Here is a 3,239-nt window from a genome sequence, read left to right on the forward strand (position 1 = left end):
CGAAAAGGAGCGATTAAAGCCTGTAAATCGGGAGAATACTCCGTTAAATGATGCCCCATACCCTCTAAAATTTTAGCCGTCTCGATCACAGCATTTTTATAGACGGCAGCCGCTTCGCCGAAGGGGGATATGGAAGTAGAAAAAGCGATTCTTAGGGGTTTTACGCCTCTCTGAGTGGCTTCTAGGAAAGAAAAGGGCGGATCGGGTAGCCAGTAGGGATCGCCCGTCGTATAGCCCGAAATCACGGTAAGCAGCGCCGCCCCATCTGCCACCGTCTTAGAAAGAGTGCCGTTAGTGGCGATACCGCTTTGAAATTCCCCCACCGGGGCATAGGAAACGCGCCCGCGACTGGGTTTTATCCCCACCAAACCGCAACAACCCGCCGGAGTACGAATGGAACCGCCACCGTCGGAACCCTGGGCAATCGGGCAGAAACCCGCCGCTACCGCCGCCGCCGCACCGCCACTGGAACCTCCTGCGGTATAATCGCGGTTGAAGGGGTTACGAGTCGGCAAAAAACCCGGATTTTCGGTGTAGGGAAAGGAACCTAACTGGGAAGTGGCAGTTTTGCCCAGAAGGATAAAACCCGCCATTTTCATTCTGGTGACGATTCCTTCGTCGTATTGGGCGATATTTCCCTGTAAAGCGGCGACTCCGTAACTAACGGGCATTCCAGCGACGGCATTTAAGTCTTTAATGGCGGTGGGAACTCCAAAAAAAGGCGGTAATTCGGCAGTAGCGGCGATTTGACTTAATTGTTCCGTTTGGGCGCCCGCGGTGGCTAGGGCGCTTTCCCTGGCGACATGGACAAAACTACCAATTTGACAGTCAAATTTCTCAATTCTGTCGAGGTATAAATGGGTTAATTCTAGGGGGGAGATTTGTTTAGTGCGAATCAGTTGGGCTAATTCTAGGGCAGATTTTTGCAATAATTCATCACTCATGAGCGATCGAGTTAAAATAGGTAAGTGAAAATAATTATATTCGTTAGTGATGGAGATGGTTTTAAAGGAAAAAGGAAAAAGTAAAAAAAGGGACATTGCCGTAAAAATTTCCCTATCCCCTATCCCCCCTTGTCTTGGAAAATTATGACCCCACAGTTAATTGAAATTCTCTCGGCTGACGAAATTCGTCGCACTATTACCCGTTTGGCTTCCGAAGTTATCGAAAAAAGTGGCGATTTAAATAACTTGATTTTGATCGGTATCTACACGCGAGGAGTGCCTTTAGCTAATTTAATTGCTAGTCAAATTGAGAGCTTAGAAGGGGTAAAAGTTCCCGTGGGAGCGATCGATATTACCTTCTATCGCGACGATCTTGATCGCATTAAAACCCGCACTCCTGCTAAAACCAAAATGCCCCTAGATGTCACGGGAAAAACCGTGATTTTAGTCGATGATGTTATCTACAAAGGTCGCACAATCCGCTCCGCTTTTAATGCTATTATTGAGTATGGCAGACCGCAAAAAATCCGCTTATTAGTCCTCGTTGATCGTGGTCATCGGGAATTACCAATTCACCCAGATTTTACCGGCAAAAAACTCCCCACCGCAGCCGAGGAACAGGTAAGAGTTTATCTACAGGAGATTGACGGCAAAGATGGGGTGGAATTAATCAAATAAACAGAGGATTGGTAACTATCCCCAGAGGAAAATAAACAGAATTGCTCCGATAAGTAGGTAGGCGTTAAAAATTATCAGACACCCCCCTTATCAAGGGTAGGGTTGATTCATGAATCAACCCTACCTTATCAGGGGGGGCAGGGGGGATCGAACCTAAAATCCATTTTTAATTTAATTATAACCAGCTACTTAATAGCCACAAAAATAGCACTTGTTAAGTTTTTTCCTGTTGAAAACACCGAACAAATTTAACCATCGAATCACCAAAGTCTGCTGAAGCTTTTACCCTCTATATATTTGCTAAATACAAAAATAATCTATTTTTAGGGCAAGGTAAAAGCAGCAATTACAGGATAATGATCGGAAGGAATAAGATTCAACCAACGGGAAGGATCGACTTTTGCCCAATCTAACTGCAAACGGTTATCATAATAAATGGTATCGATGGCTAAATAAGGGGTATCGGTGTAATTATTAAAGCTCATTTGTTCCGCTAATTCTAAATCGGCTAAAGCGTCCTTTAATTTAATTTCTGACTGGAGAGGTTGAGTTAAAATCTGACGGGGTAATTGCTGAGAATTAACATTAAAATCCCCCGTTAAAAACAGGTAATCTTTTGTTAAATCTAGTTGACAAAAACGCTCCTGTATGCACTTCGCACCTAAGTCCTTAGCTTTGTCGCTATAGTAATCGAGATGGGTGTTATAAAACTGCAAAGTTTGCCCCTCAAGAGTGCCAAATTTAGCCCCCGTTACCATGCGGGGATAAGGATTACCCCAAGCTTCAGTGATACTGCCAATAATATCGGGAGTTTCTGATAGCCAAAATTCGTATATTTCCAAACATTGTAACCGACTTGGTTGATATAAAATCGCACAATGTTCATCTAATCCTGTCCCCCTGCGATCGCTGCCTAAACTTTGGTATTTTGGCAATAAACGGTGTAGATCCAATAGTTGATTAGCGCGAGCTTCCTGAGTACCAATTATATCGGGAGAATAGTGAGCAATTAAGGCCGCGACTGCTTCCCTTCTTACTCGCCAATTACGCTCATCGGGATCGGGTTTATCGTAGCGAATATTAAAGGACATCGCTGTTAGTTTCATAGCAAAATCGAGAATAGGGAAGATGGAAGGGAATGGGGATTTCTGTCAGTAAATAGTAATCAGTAATCAGTGAACTGAAAACCCACATCTGATAACAAAGTCCGAATCTAAAACCTAATTCGTTAAGCTAAAAGCTTTGATGTGCTTAGTTTCTAACCTTCTTTTTAGGTAGGAGAATTGCCAGATTCTGTCTTTTGCCTCTTGCCTTCAGAAGCTGATAACTGATAACTGCCTTTTTCTAGGATCGAGAATCAGAATCTACATCTGTCTTCACTTCGGGGATAATATCCGGTCTTTGGGCATCTTCCCAACCAACCGGACGTTTAGAATTATACCAAGCGATCGAACCGATGGTGACAGCAGCCAGAAAACCGACCACATAAACTGCCACGAAATAAACGGGGAATTTGCCACTGGCCACTTCTAGGAGTAGATACATAATTTTTTCACGATTAAGCTTTTAATTTGTATATCTTAACAGAATCGGCCCCCTCATCCCTATTCTCGATCG

The 3,239-nt window shown here is 43.8% G+C and carries 4 protein-coding genes; 1 reads left to right on the forward strand and 3 read right to left on the reverse strand.

Annotated elements, in window-relative coordinates; translation table 11 throughout:
* Positions 1–944 (reverse strand): amidase (locus PX484_RS03600; protein ID WP_288102889.1); only part of this gene is annotated, 944 nt, incomplete at its 3' end.
* A 144-nt stretch (positions 945–1,088) separates the two neighbouring features.
* On the opposite strand from PX484_RS03600, the gene pyrR reads away from it, so the two are divergent.
* Positions 1,089–1,622, forward strand: a complete 534-nt coding sequence (gene pyrR, locus PX484_RS03605) for a bifunctional pyr operon transcriptional regulator/uracil phosphoribosyltransferase PyrR (protein ID WP_002736112.1) — start codon at positions 1,089–1,091, stop codon at positions 1,620–1,622.
* A gap of 323 nt (positions 1,623–1,945) precedes the next feature.
* Here pyrR and PX484_RS03610 read toward each other — a convergent pair whose 3' ends face one another.
* Both PX484_RS03610 and psb35 read right to left on the reverse strand, forming a co-directional pair.
* A complete protein-coding gene (locus tag PX484_RS03610; protein ID WP_288102887.1) occupies positions 1,946–2,728 on the reverse strand; it encodes an endonuclease/exonuclease/phosphatase family protein in 783 nt (260 codons plus the stop codon).
* Positions 2,729–2,966: 238 nt separating this feature from the next.
* A complete protein-coding gene (psb35, locus tag PX484_RS03615) occupies positions 2,967–3,167 on the reverse strand; it encodes a photosystem II assembly protein Psb35 (protein ID WP_002802560.1) in 201 nt (66 codons plus the stop codon).
* Between the last annotated feature and the right edge of the window lie 72 nt (positions 3,168–3,239).

This window comes from Microcystis sp. M49636_WE2, assembly GCF_030065375.1.
Classification (GTDB): domain Bacteria; phylum Cyanobacteriota; class Cyanobacteriia; order Cyanobacteriales; family Microcystaceae; genus Microcystis; species Microcystis aeruginosa_C.

Excerpts from the sequence above, each read along its gene's own strand:
- pyrR (WP_002736112.1), top strand. The coding sequence starts at position 1,089 with ATGACCCCACAGTTAATTGAAATTCTCTCGGCTGACGAAATTCGTCGC.
- PX484_RS03610 (WP_288102887.1), bottom strand. The coding sequence starts at position 2,728 with ATGAAACTAACAGCGATGTCCTTTAATATTCGCTACGATAAACCCGAT.
- psb35 (WP_002802560.1), bottom strand. The coding sequence starts at position 3,167 with ATGTATCTACTCCTAGAAGTGGCCAGTGGCAAATTCCCCGTTTATTTC.